Raw genomic sequence first — 18520 nt, 5'->3', positions numbered from 1 at the left:
CGCCTCCCTTTTTCACGCCTGCAAATAAATATATGCGCATGGCTGATGGAATATACAGGGAGCAGCAGTCAGCGTTAGAACAGCGTCAGCCTGAAATCGTTCTGCTCCCGCCCGTTTCCTTCTCGCTCCATCCGGCAATACTGGAAAGAAAAGCCGGAGAGGTGAGAAGATTGTATCTGGAGCGTCGGGTTAAACGGAGGCACTTTATGCTGCTGCTGGGGATGACACTCCTCTGGATCGGGCTTGTAGCAAGGTTATGGTGGATACAGTTGGCTGCCACCCATCGGTTTACAAAGAGAGGCATCGATCTGGTGAAAAACGCAGTAAAACAACGGCAACAGAGTATCGTCCTTCATAGCGGCAGAGGAGATATTCTGGATCGGAACGGCTACAAGTTTACGGGGGAAGAGCAGCTGGCGTTGATCCTGTTTCCACTGGCCCGAGGCAGCCTAAAAGGGACCGATGGTTTAAGGCAGGTGGCCTCCATCGTTGGCGTGAGCGAAGAGCGGCTGAGTGACGTGATGAAAAACGCCAAGGCTCCTGTGATGCTGAGAGATTCATCCAGACGCTTGGTGGCGCTTTCCGAAAAGCAGGCGGAGAAGATTAACAAGCTGGCGATCCCCGGCATTGTCTCGCTGGCCGTCACCGAACGGTATAGAAGCGAAGAGGTCGCCAAGCATGTGATCGGATATATCCATCGAAACCCCGAGCTGGTCCAATCCCTCTACCCGGATGAGTGGGAGCAAGGGAAGAAAAACGCGGAGACTACGATCGGAGCATCCGGCCTGGAAAGAAGCTTTGACAGATTTTTGCAAGGAATCGAACCATCTGTCTTGTCCTATTATGTAGACGGCGAAGGAAATCCGATGCGCGGCCTCGATATTCGCTATTCGAGCCAGCAAAACGAGTATTACCCGCTTTCGCTGCTTTCGACGCTTGATGCGGACATGCAGCGGAGCGTTGAGAGGATCCTCGACGCTAGAGGCTTGGATGTGGGCGCGGTCGTCGTGCTGGATATCTCGAGTGGCGATGTCCTGGCGATGGCCAGCCGTCCTGCCTACGATCAGACGCGGGTGCAGGCTGAAAAAGGGAACTGGCAAAATCGGGCGGTCAAGCAATTGCCTCCCGGCTCCGTTTTTAAAACGGTCGTGGCAGCCGCAGCATTGGCGGAAGGGATCGTCTCTTTAGGGGAACGGTTTCACTGCAGCGGCAGCTACGGGAAATACGGATTTTCCTGCTGGAAAAAGGAAGGTCACGGATCGTTGACGATGGAAGAGGCCTTCGCCGACTCTTGCAATATTGCGTTTGCACAGATCGCCAAGCGGATTGGCGGGGAGAAGCTGGAGGAGTATGCGCGTCGATTGGGATTGTTGACACAGGTCGGGCATCGCACGTCCCATTTGTTCAAACTGGAAGGGTTTCGCCAAATAGACGGCGAGGAAAAAGGGCGAGTTTACCTGGATCAGATGTCGCGAAAAGACGAGGGCGTACTGATCCAGACGGCGATCGGGCAGCGTGACGTGCGAATGACACCGCTGCAGATTGCCAATATGATGGCGACAATCGCTCGCGGGGGACAACCGGGACAGGTAAGGCTTGTCCAGGAAATCACCTATAAAAACGGTCAGTCCTTTTACCGTTTTCCGATACAGTCTCTGGACGAAACGGGCATTGATTACGTCACCGCGAAAAAGCTGAGAACACTTTTGAGCCGAGTGGTGACAAGCGGAACCGGAAAGCTATTGGCCAGCAGCACTTGGCCGGTTGCCGGCAAAAGCGGAACGGCACAAACGGGAGCCGGGCATAACGAGAGGAACCATTTATGGTTTGCTGGCTATGCGCCGGCAGACAATCCACGCTTTGCCATCTGTGTCGTTGCCGAAAATCAGCCGGTCTCTGGCGGCAACCGGGCTATGGAGATTTTTAAAGACGTTGTTGAAGAAATTGCCGGTCGATGACTTTTAGATTCTTTACTTCGTTCAGAGCATCGCCAAGAGTGAAAGCTCTCCCCTGCAATTGATCGCGCTTGTTCAGACCGACGATCAGCATGAACGGGGAAGCGGACATGTAAACGGATTTGGATGCTTTTTCCCAAATCGTCCGTCGGTCCCCTTTGCTCGGGGTCAATCTGCGAACGGTATGGCTGTGCCAATCTCCAATGTATTGCCATTGTCTGCGTCTGCTCTGTTTTCTGACCAAATTGCGCAAATGCTGGTCGTCAAACATGATGGAGTGAGGTTGGTGAATGGCTTTGGGACCAGGCCCGCTGGCATAGGTTACAAGCCACTCCTCTTTGCTTAACGGATACCCCATCAGGACTCCGCCAGTCTCCAGATTGGGGTTTTTTCGTACGGCTTGCTCTATCTGCCGCCATACTTTTGGCGTGAGATACAATGAAGCCATGCAGGAGACCTCCTTTAACTGCAAATCCGTTGCTTTGTCAAGGCCGCCTACTATCCTATGACCAAATCAGGCCGGGTGACACGGGTGAAATAACCATGTAAGGCAAAAAAAGGCTTGTAAGTCAAAAGGCGTTTTTCCTATAATTTAGTAAAAAAGAGTGTTGTGGGAAAGGTTTGATCCTATGCCATTGGCTTCTGTTAACCGCTTGCTGGCTGGACGTGTTTTGGAAAGGGACTTGTATTCACAAAGCGGAATATTGCTGCTGCAAAAGGGGACAGTCCTGACGGAAACGCATGTTCAGCTATTCCGCAAACAGCGGATCAATCATGTGCATGTAACGGATGGCACCTGGAATGAAGGGAACGGGGAGGAAATTTCGAACCAGTTGATGGATGCGGCAATGGATCAGGAAAGCGTAGCATCCTATCTGGAAGCGATGGAAGATACCCGCCGCTTGTTTGAAAGCGTTGAGTTTGAGCGCATGCCCAGGCTGGAAGAGTTTACAGAAGCGTTTCACAAGGTGGCAAATTGCACAAAAAAACGAATGGGACTATTTCGTTCGCTGTACGTGCTTGAAGGGGCAGACAGCTATACGTACCGCCATTCCATAAATGTTGGCATTCTCTCGACCCTGATTGCCCAGCTTCTCAAGTGGGATGAGGAACGCGTCAGGGTCATGGGAGCAGCAGGCTTTTTGCACGATATCGGAAAAATGAAGGTTCCCAAGGAGATCCTGCTCAAGCCCGGGAAATTGACGGACGAAGAATTTGAGCTGATGAAGCGGCACACCGTTTACGGCTATGAGCTGGTAAACGCGATGGAGGGATGCTGCGAGACGCTCTCTCTTTGCGCTTTGCTTCATCATGAGCGGCTGGACGGCTCCGGTTATCCGGAAGGAAGGACGAAAGAAAACATTCCGATCGAATGTCAAGTACTGGCAGTCGCTGACATGTTTGACGCGATTTGTTCAGACCGTGTGTACAAGACTCGCACATCGCCCTTCGAAGCAGCTCAACTGCTATGGAAATCGGCGTGCGAGGGTCTGCTGAACATTGAAATCGTGACTGTGTTCGTCCGCTATATCGCGCAACTGTACGTCGGGTCAAAAGCAAGGCTGAATGACGGGGAAGAGGTTGAAATTATTTTGATCCATCAAGATGAACCGATGAGGCCGTTGGTGCGAAGGGAGAAAGAATTCGTCGATTTGCGAAATCATCGCTCGCTTACCATCGAAAAAATGACCGTGTAGACATGCACGGATTGAGAAGGCGCTCTGTTTATCCAGAGCGTCTTTTTTCTATGGGATCGACCTTTTTTCATTGTTATGGCACAATAGAAGCGTATGTCTATACATAGACAGCGTACGGAAAAACCGACAAATGCGATATCAGGAGGCAAACATGATACGATATGCAGCACCGGAGGATGCGGGCTGGGCGGCTCCTCTGATCTATGAAGCAATCGGGGATATTGCCCACACATTGACCGGAGCACAGACACAGGATGAAGCCGTAAAAGTCTTGGAACAGTTTTTCCGGGAAAAACAAAACCGGATCAGTCATGAGAATTGCATCATCGCGGAAGCCGAAGGAAAGCCGGCCGGTCTTTTCATCAGTTATCACGGAAGCCGAACAGAAGAGCTGGACAGGCCGTTCGCCAGACGCTTGGAACAATTGACCGGAGCAGCTCCCACCATCGTCAAAGAAGCACGCTCTGACGAGTATTATCTCGATACGCTCGTTGTCGACCCGAGTCATCGGGGAAGAGGAATCGGCAGGAGACTGTTGGCCCGTTTTGAAGAAGAGGCAATCAGACGAGGATATGAACGGACAGCCTTGCTGGTGGAAGAGGATAACATTCGGACACGCCAGCTTTACGAGCAGATCGGGTATCAGGCAGACAGTTCGCTGGTGGTGAGCGGACATTTGTACCATCATATGGTCAAAATGCTGGCAGTCCCGATCTAGGACCATCATACAGCTTTTTGTAGCCCCCGAGGCCCTGTTAATCGTACAGGAATCGGGGGTTTTGATTTGTGATTCAATAAAATTGGTACTATCCTCCTTGTGAAAATTGCGATAATTGGGTACTATTGAGTAGGGGCTTGTCTTGCATGATATACGGAGGATGATGAATTTGTCGCTGTCTATTCGCAACAAGTTATTGCTAGGATTCTTTGGTATCGTGCTCATGTTTGGAATGACAAATGGCATCGCTTATTTATTTATCAAGCAGCTCAACGATTCTTATGCTGAACTGCTTGAAAAACGGGTCATCATTTTGGCAAATGCAAAAGAAATTCAGAGTACGGCTTCCCAAGAAATTGCCGCTTTGCGGGCTGTTTTGTTGGCTGAAGCGAATTCAGCAAGCACAGTGAACGACGCGATCGACAGCTTGGACGCCATGGTTAAACAGACTGCCGAAATGGGGGTTGCTCCGGAAGAGCAAACGCTTCTGGAAAGCTTGCAGCGGTTGAATGACCAGTTTAAGGAAAAAGCTGCCCAGGTTGAAAAGCTGATGGGTACGAACGAGTGGGAGGACGCAAAGAGGGTCGCTTTAAACGACGCCATCCCTGTCTCCCGTGAAATCAGAAATTTGGCAAATTTGCTCGTGGACAACGAAAAAAAGCTGATGGAAGAGGAGACCCTGCAAAACAGCGAGCTGGTTGAGCAAATACGCAATACAATCGAGCTCGTCAGTTTGGCAGCGATCGCAGCCGCAATCATCGTCGGCTTCTGGCTGTCCCGCCATATTTCCAGGCCAATCGCCCAGCTTACCGCAGCGGCGGAGAGGGTGGCTGCAGGCGATCTGACAGTCGCCATCGGACGCATCAAGAACCGTGACGAGTTGGGAAAACTGGCGCAAGCCTTTACGCAGATGGTACAAAATCTCCGTACGCTGGTGACAGAGGTGGTGAGCAATGCGGAGCAAGTAGCCGCTTCATCCGAACAGCTTACGGCCAGCGCGGAGGAAACCACACAAGCGACAAACCAGATCGCTTCAGCCATTCAGGGAGTCGCCCACGGCGCAGAGGTACAGGGGCGCAGCGTGGATGACAGCGTCCGTCTCATTTCCGAGATGAATCTGGGCGTCCAGCGCGTAGCGGAAACAGCATCGACCGTAGCCGAGGTTTCGATTGAGACGTCAAAAGAGACCGAACGGGGCAACGAAATGATTCGCAAGGTTATCGACCAGATGCAAACGATCAGTGCGGCCGTTGCGCAGACCGACCAGGTTGTCAAACGCCTTGGACAGAGATCCAAGCAGATCGATGAGATCATCCAGGTGATTACCGACATTTCCGATCAGACCAACCTGCTTGCCCTTAATGCCGCCATAGAAGCGGCACGCGCAGGGGAGCATGGAAAGGGATTTGCAGTCGTGGCAGATGAAGTTCGCAAACTGGCCGAGCAGTCGAAGAACTCTGCGGAGCAAATCGCCAACTTGATCCGCCAGATTCAAGCGGATACGTCCCATGCCGTCTCTGCTATGGAACAAGGGCAGAAGGAAGTCGAGACAGGAAGAGTGATCGTCGAAGAGACAGGGGTAGGATTCCAGCGCATTTTCCACTCAGTCGAGCAGACCTCTACGCAAATCCAGGAAGTGACAGCAGTTGCTGAAGAAATGACAGCCAGCTCCGAACAGATCAAGGCCTCGATCGAGGAAATGGCCCGAATCGCGGAAGAGTCGGCAGCCAATTCGCAAAATGTCGCATCTGTTTCGGAGGAACAGCTCGCCTCGATGGAGGAAATCGCTGCATCCGCAGGGTCATTGGAGAAGATGGCGGAAGAATTGCGCACCTTGGTATCCAGGTTTCGCGTTTCGTAGTACCACGTGGCAGTCTGCCTGACGCTTTAGCTTCAGCGAAGAACCCGCTAAGAAGAATATCGTTGTACCGCTTACCCAAGAGGGCATTCGTCATCCGTGCGAACGTCCTCTCTTTGCGTGTCCCGGCTGATCTGTTATGTATCCGTGCTCCTGTTGTGTTGCTCTATACAAGGGATATCCACCGGGCGCCATGCAGTGACAAACCTGCATAGTCAGTAGGCCCCAGGATGTGAAATAGATTCGCCAGAGCCTAGGAGTAATAGGAGGAAGGAACGAACCTAGGAATCTGTCAGGAGGCAGGAAGGCAGGATATGGTAGAATGATAGAAGAGTGCCGCGGTAGGTGATAGACATCCCTGATGCCGCGAACATCGAAAAGAAGTAAAGGGGTCGCAGGATACAAGTGAAAAAGAAACAATGGATCATCATCGCTGTTTTACTCATACTGCTAGCCGCAGGATTCGCTGTGCGTTCTCTCACTGCCATTCCGCTCGCGGAGGGGTACCTGTATGAGGACGAGAACCGGGTGCTGTACGCGAAGGTCATTCCTGACAAGGAGAACGTAGCCGTAGAAATCCAGGAAGCGAAGGTTGAAACCATCGAAGATCTTCCGGCCGTAACAAATGCCACCCATATGTTTACGGGTACTTTGAAAGAAGGCAACCTGACACTCACCACAAAGGAGGGGCAAGCTGTCACGGCAACGGTGACGCGGGACGAGCTCGTGTTCCACGGGCCGTGGATGGATGCGTATGAACCGGAGACCAAACTGCTTGGGACACCCAAAACGGCTTATGAAGAAAAGCTGACAGCGCTGAGCAAACGGGTCAGCGAGAGGGCAGAAGCGATACAAAAGCAACGCGCGGAGCAGAAAGCAAAGGAAGCTGCCGAATTGGCAAAAAAAGTGGAGCAATTGACAAAGCTGCAAGCGGATATCGCGGAAAATGTGAAGTATTTGTCTGAATTGCACTTTTCTGAGGATCAGGCTATATACGAGCAGCATCTCGCGGATATGCAGGCCCTTTCGGAGGAAATCACTACCGTAGGTCAAGACGAAGGGGCGGCCCTGGTGGAAACGATGGTCGGCAGCATGAATACGCTCATGGATGGCGTCAACGTGCTCCATGCAAAAATCGATCAAAAGGCAAAATCGATCACGAATATCATCGAGGTCATGCAAGGCGATTTGAACCAGGCTCAAGTATTGTGGAGTCAGGTAAAAGAGAGGATCGAGAACAAGGACAAGGAGTACCGTTCGAAGGCGTACGACGAAGTAGTAAAAGCCGGAACAGAAGCGATCGGAAAGGCGAAGGAGGAGCTGGCGGTCGCAAAGAAGATGTTAAACGGCTACAAGAGCAGAGCCGAGGGCTACCACCAGAAGGCACAGGCACATTGAATCAGTCGAGAGGAAAGAAGCAAGCGGAGGGGGGACGCTTTCTCCCCTATGCTTGCGGATGAGGAAGCTACCCTCTCAAAAAGCTGGGCGAGCCGTCCTTTCCTTGTTGTTCGAGAAAATCCTTTGAATGATCATAAGTGTAATAAATTTGGAATTATGAGGTAACTATTTCGGTGCAAAGTAGGCGTGATTCTACTGGCTTCGGCATAGCAGGAGGACCTGCATAGAAAGTGAATGGGCATTTTTTGAGGCTATTGTATTTATAAACGTTTTGATGAAAGTATTTTTCGGAGGTGCAAGCATGCTGGACTTCGGAGCAGTCGGTTTTGAGTGGGGAGCCTTGATTATTGGTTTGATCACTACGCTTGTGTTTATTGGCGTGCCAGTAGGACTGATCATTTTCTTTGCTGTCCGCTCAGGTTTGAGACGGAAAATAAAAGAATTGGAACAAAGGATTGAACGCCTTGAAAGGGAGCGGTCGTAAACCCCTGCATGGCTACGAGCAGGTCATAATCGAACAGCTCCCTAGAGCAAATGATAACCTGGAAGGCAGTGAAACGCGTGGATTATCAAAGGTTGAGCAAAGAACTCTCATATGCCCTGCGCCATGCACCGCACAAATATGAGCTGGAATTGGATGAGCAAGGGTGGGTGAGCATCGAGCAGTTGTTATACGCCTTGCATGAACAGCCGGTTTGGCGTCAACTGCATGAGGAAGATCTCCATATCATGATGGAACGGTCAGATAAAAAGCGTCACGAGATCAAAGAGGGAAAGATTCGTGCACTTTACGGACATTCGATTCCGAAAAAGATTATGAAAGAAGAGAAGGAGCCGCCAGATGCGCTTTACCATGGTACGGCCCAACGATTTGTTGCGCTCATTCTCGAGCAGGGGCTGCAGCCAAAAGGGAGACAATACGTGCACTTATCAGCGGAAACAGAAACGGCCCGCCAAGTCGGCAAGAGAAGAGACGATCGTCCCGTGATTCTAAGGGTGGATGCCAAAACAGCCTGGCTGGATGGCGTCAAGTTTTATCATGGAAATGAGATGGTTTGGCTGGCGGATCAGGTAGACCGGAAGTATATTTCCCTGCATTCGTAAAACACATTTAGAAACGGAGCATTCATTTTTTTGCACAGGTTCCCGGTACATGCACGAGTAGGCAATCGCCCACATAAGGATAGTAATAAGCGCATATCCTTCGTGGGAGGTGGCAAGCGTGTCCAGCATCTTTGCGGCGCTTTCTCTGTTTATCAAGGAAATCATGCTGTTCGTGGCCTATGTCAAAAACAATGCTTTTCCCCAACCGCTGCCTGACACGGAAGAGGAAAAGTATCTCCGACTGATGGCCAAGGGAGACCCGGTCGCACGGAACAAGCTCATCGAACACAACCTGCGCCTGGTCGCCCACATTGTGAAAAAATTTGAGAACACCGGCGAAGACAGCGAAGACCTGATATCCATCGGAACGATCGGCTTGATCAAAGCTATCGAAAGCTACCAGGTGGATAAGGGAACAAAGCTGGCAACGTATGCAGCGCGGTGCATTGAAAACGAAATTCTGATGCATCTTCGCAGCCTGAAAAAGACCAAAAAGGACGTCTCTTTGCACGATCCGATCGGAACGGACAAAGAGGGCAACGAAATCACGCTAATCGATGTCCTCGGTACGGAAACAGATGAAGTTGTGGATGCTGTGCAGCTAAAGCTGGAGTCGAACAAGATTTACCAGCACATCCACATTCTCGACGAACGCGAAAAAGAAGTGATCATCGGCCGGTTTGGCCTGGATCAGGACAAAGAGAAAACCCAAAGGGAAATCGCTCGCGAGCTTGGCATCTCTCGTTCTTATGTCTCCCGAATCGAAAAGCGGGCGCTGATGAAGCTGTTTAACGAATTTTACCGGACAAAGCAGGCGCAGAATAGATAGCAGTTTCCATATGACGTCAGCTATCCACAGTCACCCGCGAGAAGGACATTTTACGAAGCGTCCTTCTCGCGGTTTTTTGTGATTTCTACACAAATTCAGAACATCCTGTACGTGGCGACAGAACAATTTATACATCATAGAAATCGCACATTAGGAAACGATAAAGGTACGCTGATTTTAGTGGGAGGTTTTCTTTTGCGTACCATAATCGTTGTCGTGTCTCTGGTTCTTTTCGCAACAGGCTGCAACCCGCAAGCAAACCAACAGTCGAACCAACAATCAAATCAACAGGCAAAAACCCAATCTGCAGCAGAGGATCCTCTGTGCAAGCCGACTCCGGTTCGTTTCTTTGACAAGGAACAGAAAGCCAAGTCCATTACAGAACAAGTAAACGGAATTGATAAAGCTGTCGCTGTCCACATCGATAAAGAACTGGATGTCGCTATTCAGGTAAGCAACTTTAACCGCTTTCGCTTGAAAGAAATCGAAAAAGAAGTAGGGGAGAAATTAAAAATCGCTTTTCCCGATTCTTCGATCCATGTTACATCAGACAAGAAGCTGATCGACGAACTGCAGAAGCTGAGTGATACCTCTTGGTCCAATAAAGAGGAAGCAGCCTGCAAGCAAAAGAAAAAGCTCAAACAAATCGAGAAAGATATGAAGGGGTAAAAAAGCGGCCAGCCCTGCAATGTAAACAGCCAAAACGGATATAGACTTGCTCGAAATCACCTTGATGGATGTATTGGAAGTGTGCTTCTCCCGGCACACGTTACGGCGGTGGTCGGACCACATGGCAAGCGGCAGATTATCGTACAGCGCTCTCTTTCGACGAAGAAAGGGGCGCTGTTTTTTCGTGCTTGTCGGTAGCTGTACAAGTAAAAAGGCGAGAGTGTTTTTACCCTGAGCTGACAAGCAGCGGATTTGACTTACTTGTTTCAAAATGATACCCTTTCTATGTATACATAATATAAGAAAATCATTATGTGTTTATTTGTTTCCTTCAATCACGTATAGGAGAGGCGAGGCGATCAGAGCGAGAACCATGCTCAACCATTTTCAAAGGAGGTGCGCGTTTTGAATAGAAAAGAGAGCCGCAGCGGCATCCCGTTTCTTGTTTTCAGCGTGCTAATCCTTTTGGCTTTTGCATTCGCCCCTTTGCATGTTGCAGACGCTCTTTCCATGGAAGACGATTCTCCGCAGATTTCGGCGAATCCGTACGAAAAGCATTTTGTACATTTCCGCAAACAAGCTTCGGTCAAGTTCCTATATGCGTCCTTCAGAGAAGCGTTCGTTATTCTGGTTTTGCCATTGCTTTTGCTTCGTGCCGCTCCAATACCGCGTTTTACCTTTCGGACTTTCATTCCCATTAAAATGAAAAGTCTCTTTCTGATGCCCATTAAATTCACCTCCACGTTTTTTCTTCCGTTCACCCCGCGTGGCTCTGCAGCAAGCATTGTTTTTGCTGTTCATCGTTAAGCCGGCCGATTGACACATTCCCAAAATCATTTGAACAAAAGGCGAGAGCAAGCTTTTGCCCAAGATAGCCAAGTAAAATATTCCATTCATTGTGAAACAAATCACAAGTGTTGTGACAACTGCAAACGGTTACAAGCAGTGCGACAAACAAGGATGAGACTCCTGCTTTTTGGCGTGGGCAAGAACGGTTGTACGCACCATCCAAGATTCGGGAGCAAAAGATGCAAGTCAGCCCGACGGAAAAAAGCGGAAGATGACCTTAAATTCAGCCTGATTTTCATGCCGCAGTACAGAGAAGCAATTGCGATGCCAAAAAAATAAGTGTACAGATAGGATTTCTGTGTTATAAACCATTCCACCAAAAATCAGACTTGGAGGTATTGTTCATGAATGTTCGCGAAATTCAACTCCCAGGAATCGGGAAGAAATTTCAATTGGATACCCAAAGCGGAGATAAGCTAGTGGTGATCATTCACGATAGCGGAAGGCGCGAGCTGTATCATTTTGACCAGGATGATCCCGAAAGCAGCGTCTCGATGGTGGCGCTTGACGACGAAGAAGCGCGCCAGGTTGCCGGTATTATTGGCGGGATGGCGTATAAACCAAAAGCGCTTGAGTCCATTGACATCAGTCTTGACGACCTGGTGATCGAGTGGCACAAGATCGAAGCGACCGCAAAATGCATCGGGAAAAAGATCGGTGAACTGGAGATTCGCCAAAAGACGGGAGCCTCTATCATCGCCGTCGTGGAAAAAGACCACAAGAAGCATATCAATCCGGGTCCCGATTATATCTTTACGGCCAACTCGACGCTCATCGTCGCCGGTGAGAGACAGCATCTCAAGGCGCTGAAGGCGTATTTGCTCGGGGGACGCGACTAGCGGCAATCCTTTTCTAGTCTGCAAATGACCAAGGGAGATTCCATATCGGTACTCTTTTGCCGCCTGTCTGTCCCAAAGACGATGGAATCTGCGCATCAGCAACTCATGAAAAAGACTGAAAAAGGAGGAACATATGGATACAGTTATATTTGAGATAGGGCTTGCCCTTGCTTTAATTTCAATCGTCGGCTTGATCTCGGCAAAGCTGCGTTTTTCGGTCATCCCTTTCTACATTTTGGTAGGGATGGCGGTAGGACCGCACGCGCCGCATTTTGGAATCCTTGATTTGCGATTTATTGAAAGCTCGGAGTTCATCGAGTTCATGGGCCGTCTCGGCGTGCTCTTCCTCTTGTTTTACCTGGGCCTGGAGTTTTCCGTAAGTCGCCTGATCAAGTCGGGAAAATCGATTCTCGTCGGCGGTATTTTCTACGTCGCGCTTAACTTTGTGTCCGGTCTGCTGCTGGGATGGATGATGGATCTGCCGCTGAAGGAAACGCTGGTGGTCGCGGGGATCATGACGAGTTCGTCCACCGCGATTGTCGCCAAGGTTCTGGTCGATCTGAAGCGGACAGCCAACCCGGAGACGGAAATTATTATGGGCATGATCATGTTTGACGATCTGTTCATCGCCGTACACATGTCCATTTTGTCCGGCCTGGTCTTGAGCGGAGCCACTTCCGTTACCGGAGTGCTGATGACTTCTTTATCCGCGCTGCTTTTCATCTTGTTCTTCCTCATCGCGGGAAGATATATCATCAAGTATGTGGATCGCCTGTTCGACATCAAGTCGACCGAGTTGTTCCTCATCCTGGTGTTTACGGCTCTGTTCCTTGTCGCAGGCTTTTCCGAAACGCTGCATGTGGCCGAGGCGATCGGCGCGCTTCTGGTGGGGCTTGTGCTTGCGGATTCCAAGCACGTGAAACGGATCGAGCACCTGGTTTTGCCGTTCCGGGATTTTTTCGGGGCGATGTTTTTCTTTGGCTTCGGGTTGACGATCGATCCGATGTCTCTGGGAGGAGCGGTATGGATCACGATTGTCGCGGTTATCCTGACGCTTGTGGCGAATATTTTCGCCGGCATGATGGGAGGGCGATCGGCGGGCATCTCCAAGCGCGCCTCCTTTAACATCGGTTTTACATTGGCGTCACGCGGGGAATTTTCGATTATTATGGCTAACATCGGCAAGGCAGGAGGCTTGGACCCGGTCGTTCAGTCCTTCGCTGTCTTGTATGTTCTGATTCTTGCCGTTTTAGGGCCGTTGTTGACTAAAGAGTCAAAAACCATCTACAGCTTTGTGGAAAAAGCGGCGGGGATGTTCAGCAAGCGAAAACAGGAGAGCGATAGAGCGGGTTGATTGCTCGATGGAGGTGAAAAAGCAGGGGCAGGTATCCGTGTGCTGGATACCTGCCCCGTTATTTATGAGCGTGCTGCTTATCCGTGCTGCAACAATTCCTTCAATTTTTTCAGATGCTCCCGTTCACCGGCTGCGACCAGCTGGGTATGAGGCATGAATACATGATCGGGGCCAGGGTTGATTTGTTGTTTTTGCTCCTGATCCAGAACGGCAATAATGGTGACGCCGGTCTTTTGCCGGACGTCCACTTCTCCTATGGTTTTGCCGATGCATGCAGCCTGAGGAGGAATTTTGAACCATTCGATAACGAGATCGTGCAAGGCGAGATTGACGGTATCCAGTGCTTTCGGCTTGTAGCTCATGCCGCCCAGAATCCCGGCTGCCTGCATGGCTTCATCGTCATCGAGCGCAATGGTTGATGTACACTCGTCGGGATCATCGGCATTGAAGAAGTACAGCTCTCTTCTGCCGCTGTCATGGATGACAACAACCAATTTTTCTCCCATTCGGGTCTCCATTTGAAATTTACGTCCGATTCCTGGCAAATCGGATTCCCAAATGTTCAAAATGGCAACCTCCTTTTTTGTACATAAGATTGCCCCTATTATACAGGAGCTAGACCCAGGATGCTAGAAAGTCCGGGAATCGCTTGCAGGATTTTCCTGTCCCTCGCAGCGAATTTTTTGGATAGAGCCGGTCCGGATGTCGCTTCCGCCTTATTCCGGATCGGTCTCGTTCCATTTATTTGTCAGATTCGGACGTTTGTACAGGAGTAGCTTGTCCAGCAGTTTCGCAGGCTCGCTGTCTACGATCAGCAATTCTTTATGGGTTGGGGGCATGAAGCCGGCTTCGACGGCAGACTCGACAAGCCGAATCAGCGGGGAGTAGTACTCATCGACGTTCAGGACCCCGACAGGCTTCTCGTGAATGCCCAATTGTCCCCAGCAAAGCGCTTCGAACAGTTCCTCAAAGGTTCCATACCCGCCAGGCAAGGCGATGAATGCGTCGGAGAGCTCGGCCATTTTCGCTTTGCGCTCATGCATATTTTCCACTTGATAAAATTGGGTCAGCCCGCTGTGCGCCATTTCTCCACGGAACAACCCGCGAGGCATGACCCCGATCGCTGTTCCGCCTGCTCCCAGGACGGCGTTTGCTGTGCTTCCCATCAGGCCCATGTTGGACCCTCCGTATACGAGTTCCATTCTCCGATTGGCCAATTCCATTCCCAATTCCTTTGCCTTTTCGGTATAAATCGGTTTTGTGCCGGGATTGGAGCCAGCGTAGACACAAATTCGTTTCATTGCTCTTCCTCCTTCGATGAGACGGCTGTTGACCGAACGGTTGCCAAAGTATAGTATACAGGTGAATCTTGGAAGAAGGAAGGAAAGATCAATGAATCTGCATGATTTTCAAAAATGGGTCAATGAGTTTTACGGAGAACGCGGATGGACGAAATACGGCCCCTTTATCAGGGTCGGTTTTTTAATGGAAGAAGTGGGAGAACTGGCGCGGGCTGTTCGCACGACAGAAATCGGGCGGGATCGGCCGGATGAAGGGGACCGTTCCCGCGAAGAAATTCGTGCCGAACTGATCGAAGAGATGGGCGATGTATTGGGGAATCTTGTGTTGCTCGCGGAGCAGTACGGGGTAGCGCCAGAAGAGATGATGAGAGCGCATCAGGAAAAGCTGGTAAAGCGATTTGGCCAACTGGCTGAGAAAAAGTAACGGGATTTGTTTTGATTCCAAGACTCGTGTTCCAAATAGCCGGACGCGGCCTGTGAAGATAGGTCGGGGAGGAGGAGCCGCCGCGACGTTTTGGCTGGAGTGGAACGCAGCATCGGCGGAACGTGAAGGCAGGGCGGCAAAGGCAAAGAAGAAGGCAAAAGAGGAAGGCCGAGTACCCGGCCTTCCTCTACATGCTCACTTACTTAGTGAAAGCGGCGCTTTCGCAAACTTCTTTCGATAGTAGGCGCTCATTCCTGCAATAACCGGGACTATCACGATCGTCGGGAAAAACCAGATAAGCGGATTGACGCTGTCCAGATGAAGCAGACGGGGGGCTCCAAATACCGTGAAAGCGGTGATCGTCGCGATACAGCAGCCCATCATGCCCGACATGTGCTGAAAAAACCAATGCATCTTCGTCACAGGCGGGCGAAGCCAATACGTAAGCTGTACGCCTCCGAGAAAAGCGCCGACAAGTGGAAACCAGGTAAGCAGCGGCGAATCGATCTGAAAACCGTACCCTCCGATAAAAAAGCTGGAGACGAAGAGCAGTCCGGGGAACAGAATGTCCCACGGGTTGCGGTGAGCGGAAACCCGTTTTTTAAATCGCAGCACGCGCATGCCGTACCAGGCGGTCGCTGAGCTGAGCAAGGAAATATAAATCAAAAACCAGGCAAAGGAAATGGAGTTCGGAGTCCGGGCTGGATCAAAGCCGATTCGCCACACTCCCATATAGAGAGCGGATACAGCGACGGCTGCCATGGAAAGGACGTACACCCAGCCCACACGCACGTGCGCCTTGCCGCCTTTTTTCGTGACGATCGGAATCCAGAAGACCAATAACGCGAGAAAACCGGCGATGATATGAATGATCCTGAAAATTTCAAAAGCTGCCATGAGTAACCCCCCTAGATGTTTGCATTCATGAGCTCGCGCTTCATAAGCTCATAGTAGTCTGCAATCGCTTCTTCCATTTCTTCCGGACTGATGACGCTCCTGACGCGGAGTCCATATGAAAACGTGATAAAACGCTGGACTGCTTTGCGCGCGTCGACGTGCGCAGGGATGACGCCAGCCTCCTGTCCAAGCTCGATCCACTTGACAGAGGTTTGCTCCGAAAAACGGTACACGTCCTCCAGAATGTTGCGTACCGATTCCTGATCCTGCTGACTGAGCAGATACAAGAAAATGGGAGTGGTCACATCATCGGGACTGGTAAAAGGCCGGACACTGCTTGCGATCACCTCCATCGGATGATGCAAATCTTTTTTCTCGTAAGCAGTTTGATAAAAGCTGTGGCTCAATCCTTCGAGCTTGCTTTTCAGGATGAGACCGAACAGCTCATCCTTGCTCCGCACATAGTGGTAGATAGCGCCCTTGGAGAGCCCGGAGCGGTTCATGATCTCCTGCAGCGTTGTTTTCTTGCAGCCTTTTTCCCGGATGCAGGCTTCTGTTGTTTCCAGCAAGAGACGGAAGCTGGGGGAATCGCTGGCTGACGGTTTCATCATCCGATCCTCCTTTCACAGGGGAGAAAATAATTCCTGGAGATGTTGCTTGCTTTAGTATACAAACCGACGGTCGGTCTGTAAAGGGAGAAGTAAAAAATCGTCGAACAAAAATGCAATGGCTCTTTGCACACTTTCCGAAGATCCCGCGATTGTTTGTCACAACGTGGAATTGCCCGCGAATGTTGTGAGCTGCATTTTGTATGCCTTGGATAATCCTGTATCCAGCTGGGGAATGTAAACGATAACCGTACATGGTGCTACCGACCGAAACTTTCGTGGAGGGAACAAAACGTGCTGATTCGAAGGTCGTCGCCGTTGTGGGCGTTCATCCTGGCGCTGATACTGACTGTAACAGCTGCATGCTCCAAGTCGCACATCCAACAATCCCCGATGCCTTCCGACAATCGGACTGCGTCAGGCAAGCCAAAGGTAATCATGCTGCTGATCGATTCGCTTCGCGCGGCTTCGATAGACCGATTGCTGAAAGAAAACAAGCTGCCTGCAATCGGCTTTTTCGTCAAGAACGGAGTGTACAAGCGGGATGTTGTCAGCTCTTTCCCGACCATGTCCGTTTCCATAGACAGCTCCATGCTGACCGGAACGTATCCGGATGAGCACAACATTCCCGGCTTGCTCTGGTTTCATCCTTCCGAGCGGCGAATCGTCAATTACGGCGACGGACAAAGAGCAGTATGGCAGCAGGGACCAGTAAATTTGCTCGCTGACACTTTGATGAACTTAAACCAAATCCACCTCTCAAAGCGGGTTTTGACCATCCATGAAGAGCTGCACCGGGCAGGATTTACTTCCGCGTCCATCAACGGCTTGATTTACCGGGGGGATGTTGCTCATCAGCTCGTTTTTCCAAACGAACTGCTCAGCCTTGTGATGGGGGGCGGCAGCATGACAGTGATGGGACCGAATTTGCTCGGCTTCGGCGCCTTGTCCAAGGTGAGTTCGGCACCGCTGCCGACGGGGCCCGCCCATGCCTATGGATTCCATGACGAATATACGCTGCAAAGCCTTCTCCAGCTCATTAAAGAAGGGACACTTCCGGATGTGACATTTGCCTACTTCCCGGATTTGGACGGAAAACTGCATAAAAAGGGGCCGGATGACGTTTCAGGGGTATTGGAGGTGGACGAACGGCTTAAGCGATTGCTTGACGCATTTGGCGATTGGGAGCGTGCGCTCGATGAGCATGTATTTATTTTGCTGGGAGACAGCGGCGTTACCGCGACAGTGGCCGAGAAAAATGCGGCGGTCATCGACCTGGACAAGCTGATTCATGCCCGCGGTTACCGAAACACACCGCTGGGGCGGACAGCCGTTCCAGACGATGATGTGGCGATCGCGGTGAATGGACGGATGTGCTACGTCTACTCATTGTCCCCGCGTGCTCCGCTTTCCGCGCTGGTCCCGCTGTTTGCAAGCGAGCCGCGGATTGACTTGGTCGCATGGAAGGAGCAGGACTGGATACATGTAAGGCGGGGAGGGAAATGGCTTCGATACCGGGAAGGAAGAGCGTATCTGGACGAATATGGGAATGCTTGGGACGTGGAAGGTGATTGGTCTGTGCTCGGTCTCGCTCTCCAGGGAAAGGATCGGAGAATCGGGTCGCGGGAGTACCCGGATGCGCTGTCTCGGCTGAAGGGTTCGCTCTATTCCCACCACGGTGAATTCCTTGTCGCTACAGCAGTGCCTGGAGCGGAGTTCTATGTGAATCGATCCCCCAACCATCCGGGCGGGGGAAATCACGGTTCCTTGCATCGAGAAGACTCTCTGGTGCCGATGATTGTAGCAGGGAAAGGCAGAATTCCGTCGTTGCCGAAACGACAAGTCGAAATAAAATCGTTGGTACTATCCTTGGTGCAGCGAAAATGGCAATAATCCGGGTTGTCCCCGCTTGATCCAGCGGGGGCGAAAACAATGAGTGAGCTTGAGAACATCACCTCCGGAGACAGCGTTGGTACGAAGGATGTATCGCTTGAACTGCTTACGGGCAGTTCTTTTTTTA

19 protein-coding genes are annotated in these 18520 nt (G+C 50.9%); 13 read left to right on the top strand and 6 right to left on the bottom strand.

Annotated elements, in window-relative coordinates:
* Nucleotides 1–170 precede the first annotated feature (170 nt).
* Nucleotides 171–1958 (top strand): peptidoglycan D,D-transpeptidase FtsI family protein, encoded by a 1788-nt coding sequence (locus tag Q3F21_RS10160; protein ID WP_340252304.1) that lies wholly within the window; start codon nt 171–173, stop codon nt 1956–1958.
* On the opposite strand, the gene Q3F21_RS10155 is transcribed toward Q3F21_RS10160, so the two are convergent.
* Nucleotides 1924–2403 carry a Mov34/MPN/PAD-1 family protein gene (locus tag Q3F21_RS10155; protein WP_340252031.1) on the bottom strand — a complete coding sequence of 160 codons (480 nt, stop codon included), beginning with the start codon at nt 2401–2403 and terminating at the stop codon, nt 1924–1926. The genes Q3F21_RS10160 and Q3F21_RS10155 overlap by 35 nt on opposite strands.
* A gap of 181 nt (nt 2404–2584) precedes the next feature.
* Between Q3F21_RS10155 and Q3F21_RS10150 the strand changes: the two genes are divergently transcribed.
* The 8 genes from Q3F21_RS10150 to Q3F21_RS10115 all read left to right on the top strand — a co-directional run bounded on the left by Q3F21_RS10150 (nt 2585) and on the right by Q3F21_RS10115 (nt 10228).
* Nucleotides 2585–3652 carry an HD-GYP domain-containing protein gene (locus tag Q3F21_RS10150; protein ID WP_340252029.1) on the top strand — a complete coding sequence of 356 codons (1068 nt, stop codon included), beginning with the start codon at nt 2585–2587 and terminating at the stop codon, nt 3650–3652.
* Nucleotides 3653–3803: 151 nt separating this feature from the next.
* Nucleotides 3804–4370: a GNAT family N-acetyltransferase gene (locus tag Q3F21_RS10145; protein WP_340252026.1), complete on the top strand. Its 567-nt coding sequence runs from the start codon at nt 3804–3806 to the stop codon at nt 4368–4370.
* A gap of 160 nt (nt 4371–4530) precedes the next feature.
* Nucleotides 4531–6231, top strand: a complete 1701-nt coding sequence (locus Q3F21_RS10140) for a methyl-accepting chemotaxis protein (RefSeq protein ID WP_340252302.1) — start codon at nt 4531–4533, stop codon at nt 6229–6231.
* Between the two features lie 402 nt (nt 6232–6633).
* On the top strand, nt 6634–7626 hold the full coding sequence (locus tag Q3F21_RS10135) for a hypothetical protein (RefSeq protein ID WP_340252024.1): 993 nt from the start codon (nt 6634–6636) through the stop codon (nt 7624–7626).
* Between the two features lie 301 nt (nt 7627–7927).
* Entirely contained in the window at nt 7928–8110 is a 183-nt protein-coding gene (locus Q3F21_RS10130; RefSeq protein ID WP_340252022.1) for a hypothetical protein, read from the top strand.
* Between the two features lie 77 nt (nt 8111–8187).
* Complete coding sequence (locus Q3F21_RS10125) at nt 8188–8730, top strand: RNA 2'-phosphotransferase (RefSeq protein ID WP_340252020.1); 543 nt, start codon at nt 8188–8190, stop codon at nt 8728–8730.
* Nucleotides 8731–8848: 118 nt separating this feature from the next.
* A complete protein-coding gene (gene sigK / locus Q3F21_RS10120; RefSeq protein ID WP_340252018.1) occupies nt 8849–9559 on the top strand; it encodes an RNA polymerase sporulation sigma factor SigK in 711 nt (236 codons plus the stop codon).
* Nucleotides 9560–9670: 111 nt separating this feature from the next.
* A complete protein-coding gene (locus Q3F21_RS10115) occupies nt 9671–10228 on the top strand; it encodes a YhcN/YlaJ family sporulation lipoprotein (protein WP_340252016.1) in 558 nt (185 codons plus the stop codon).
* Nucleotides 10229–10822: 594 nt separating this feature from the next.
* On the opposite strand, the gene Q3F21_RS10110 is transcribed toward Q3F21_RS10115, so the two are convergent.
* Nucleotides 10823–11107: a hypothetical protein gene (locus Q3F21_RS10110; protein WP_340252014.1), complete on the bottom strand. Its 285-nt coding sequence runs from the start codon at nt 11105–11107 to the stop codon at nt 10823–10825.
* Nucleotides 11108–11421: 314 nt separating this feature from the next.
* Here Q3F21_RS10110 and Q3F21_RS10105 point away from each other — a divergent pair, with 314 nt between their 5' ends.
* Nucleotides 11422–11916 carry a cation:proton antiporter regulatory subunit gene (locus tag Q3F21_RS10105; RefSeq protein WP_340252012.1) on the top strand — a complete coding sequence of 165 codons (495 nt, stop codon included), beginning with the start codon at nt 11422–11424 and terminating at the stop codon, nt 11914–11916.
* A gap of 133 nt (nt 11917–12049) precedes the next feature.
* Complete coding sequence (locus Q3F21_RS10100; protein ID WP_340252010.1) at nt 12050–13270, top strand: cation:proton antiporter; 1221 nt, start codon at nt 12050–12052, stop codon at nt 13268–13270.
* Nucleotides 13271–13347: 77 nt separating this feature from the next.
* Here Q3F21_RS10100 and Q3F21_RS10095 read toward each other — a convergent pair whose 3' ends face one another.
* Entirely contained in the window at nt 13348–13836 is a 489-nt protein-coding gene (locus Q3F21_RS10095) for a cation:proton antiporter regulatory subunit (protein ID WP_340252008.1), read from the bottom strand.
* A 150-nt stretch (nt 13837–13986) separates the two neighbouring features.
* The gene (locus Q3F21_RS10090; protein ID WP_340252006.1) at nt 13987–14571 is read right to left on the bottom strand and encodes a TIGR00730 family Rossman fold protein; all 585 of its coding nucleotides are present in this window, start codon (nt 14569–14571) and stop codon (nt 13987–13989) included.
* Between the two features lie 91 nt (nt 14572–14662).
* Here Q3F21_RS10090 and Q3F21_RS10085 point away from each other — a divergent pair, with 91 nt between their 5' ends.
* The gene (locus tag Q3F21_RS10085; protein WP_340252004.1) at nt 14663–14995 is read left to right on the top strand and encodes a MazG nucleotide pyrophosphohydrolase domain-containing protein; all 333 of its coding nucleotides are present in this window, start codon (nt 14663–14665) and stop codon (nt 14993–14995) included.
* A gap of 195 nt (nt 14996–15190) precedes the next feature.
* Here the strand turns inward: Q3F21_RS10085 and Q3F21_RS10080 are convergent, their stop codons facing one another.
* Together Q3F21_RS10080 and Q3F21_RS10075 are read right to left on the bottom strand one after the other, a co-directional pair.
* Nucleotides 15191–15892, bottom strand: coding sequence for a DUF2306 domain-containing protein (locus tag Q3F21_RS10080; RefSeq protein ID WP_340252002.1), 702 nt, complete (start codon nt 15890–15892; stop codon nt 15191–15193).
* Nucleotides 15893–15903: 11 nt separating this feature from the next.
* Nucleotides 15904–16500, bottom strand: a complete 597-nt coding sequence (locus Q3F21_RS10075) for a TetR/AcrR family transcriptional regulator (protein ID WP_340252000.1) — start codon at nt 16498–16500, stop codon at nt 15904–15906.
* 294 nt (nt 16501–16794) lie between these two features.
* Between Q3F21_RS10075 and Q3F21_RS10070 the strand changes: the two genes are divergently transcribed.
* Nucleotides 16795–18393, top strand: coding sequence for an alkaline phosphatase family protein (locus Q3F21_RS10070; protein WP_340251998.1), 1599 nt, complete (start codon nt 16795–16797; stop codon nt 18391–18393).
* Nucleotides 18394–18520 lie beyond the last annotated feature (127 nt).

The sequence above is a fragment of the Brevibacillus borstelensis genome (genome assembly GCF_037834415.1).
Lineage (GTDB): Bacteria > Bacillota > Bacilli > Brevibacillales > Brevibacillaceae > Brevibacillus > Brevibacillus borstelensis_A.
Note: the sequence above shows the minus strand (reverse complement) of the source record. Positions and strands in the feature narration are given on the sequence as shown.